The 1,960-nt window shown below is 69.3% G+C and carries 1 protein-coding gene and 1 pseudogene; both read right to left on the bottom strand.

Annotated elements, in window-relative coordinates:
* Positions 1-203: 203 nt before the first annotated feature.
* Positions 204-1,148, bottom strand: a complete 945-nt coding sequence (locus AIIKEEIJ_RS14115; protein WP_029540987.1) for an alpha/beta hydrolase — start codon at positions 1,146-1,148, stop codon at positions 204-206.
* A gap of 31 nt (positions 1,149-1,179) precedes the next feature.
* Positions 1,180-1,960 (bottom strand): annotated as a pseudogene (locus AIIKEEIJ_RS14120) (cyclohexanone monooxygenase); the annotation flags it as partial.

The raw sequence follows: 1,960 nt of genomic DNA on the forward strand, positions 1-1,960 counted from the left end.
CGGCACGGACCGCGTGCCCGCGTTCGCGCAACTGCCGGGTGACCCGTCGCCCGACGGTGCCCGTGGAACCGAGAACCAACACCGGTCGTTCGTCCATGCCGGCATCCTGACATCCGGCACCGACACGGTCACCGGGGCAGCCGACCGGTTCGCACGTCCATCGCGCCCGGCGGACGACATCACGTCCGCCGGGCGGTAGACCGTCAGGCCGCCGACGTGGGGGCGACGACGCTCTTGACGAAATCGGCGACGGCGGCGCGCAACTCGCGGCTGCGGGGAACCGCGCCGGACATCCAGTACACGCCGTGCACCAGCCCGTCGAATCGGACGGTACGGACGTCCACGCCCTCGGCGCGCAGCCGAGCGCCGTACTGTTCGGCCTCGTCGCGGGTGACCTCGTTCTCCGTCGTGAGGATGAGGGCCGGCGGGAGTCCGTCCACGCGGTCCGCCCGGGTGGGGACGGCATACGGGTTGTCGGCGTCCTCCGGTGCGGACAGGTACTGCTCCCAGAACCAGTCCAGGGCCGCGGCGGTGATGAGGTAGCCGTCGGCGTAGTCGATTCGGGACGGCAGCTGAGCGTTCGGGTCGATCACCGGGTAGATCAGCACCTGTCCGCGAAGGGCCGGCCCTCCCTGGTCTCGCGAGCGCAGCGCGGTGACGGCCGCCAGATTCCCCCCGGCGCTGTCGCCCATCACCACTATGTTGCCCGGGTCCCCGCCGTGCTCGGCGATGTGCGCGGCGACCCAGTTCAGCGCGGCCCAGGCGTCGTCGGCGGCCGCCGGAAACCGATGTTCGGGCGCCCGGCGGTAGGCGGCGGTCACGACGACCGTTCCCGTCTCGTTCGCGAGTGCCCGGGCGGGTTCGTCGACCACCTCGAGATCACCGGCGACGAACCCACCGCCGTGGAAGTAGAGCACCACCGGGCGCGGACCGGTCCCTTCGGGAAGGTGGATCCGGAGCGGAAGCTCGGTGGTGTCGCTGACATAGTGGAGGTCTTCGATCCGGGCGACCGGTTCGGACGGGGCCTGCAAGCCGGTGAACGTCGACACGACCGCGCGGGCTTCGTCGACGGACATGTTCTCGAACGATTTCAGTCCTTGCGCCTGCAGTCCCGCGAGCAGTTGCTCGACGTGGTGGTCGAGTGCCATGGCATTTCCTTCCGGGGAATGGACGGTGGGGTCAGGAGACGGCGGTCGCGACCACCGCGCGCGAACTCGTCGTGTCGAAGCCGGTGTAGCCGCCGGCGACGACCTCGGCGCAGGTCTGCCGGTAGGTCGGGGCACCGCCGAGGTAGACCATGCAGGCCCTCGGCTTGCCGGGGATGTTGGCGCCCATGTACCAGGAGTTCGTCTGCGGCAGGAGGGTTTGCCCGGCGATCTCGTTGGTCAGGTGCAGCCAGTCGGTCTCGGCCTGCGCGGTCGGCTCGATCACGTCGAGGTCGTGTGCGCGCAGATAGTCGATCGCGTCGGTGGCGAAGTCGACGTGGTCCTCGATGGCCAGCGGCATGTTGTAGAGCACCGACGGCGACTGCGGCCCGGTGATGGTGAACAGGTTCGGGAACCCGTGGATCATGATGCCGAGGTATGTCCGCGGCCCGTGGGCCCATTTCTCGGCCAGCGTCTGTCCGCCGCGGCCGCGGATGTCCATCGCCAGCAGCGGCCCGGTCATGGCGTCGAAGCCGGTGGCCAGCACGACGGTGTCCACCTCGTACGTGCGCTCCCCCACCCGGACCCCGGTGGCGGTGATCTCGTCGATCGGAGTGTCCTTCACATCGACGATGTGCACGCTCTCGCGGTTGTAGGCCTCGTAGTAGTTCGTCTCGAGCGGGGGACGCTTGGTGCCGTAGGCGTAGCCCTCGGGTGCGAGCTTGTCGGCCTTGGCCGGGTCCTGCACCCGCTCGCGGATGCGTTCGCGGATGTACTCGGCGATGGTGTCGTTGGCCTTCTTGTCGAACAGGATG

This window comes from Rhodococcus sp. YH1 (assembly GCF_009939605.1).
Taxonomy (GTDB): domain Bacteria; phylum Actinomycetota; class Actinomycetes; order Mycobacteriales; family Mycobacteriaceae; genus Rhodococcus; species Rhodococcus aetherivorans.

Bases quoted from the DNA above. Each gene is read 5' to 3' on its own strand.
- AIIKEEIJ_RS14115 (WP_029540987.1), bottom strand. From the start codon at position 1,148: ATGGCACTCGACCACCACGTCGAGCAACTGCTCGCGGGACTGCAGGCG.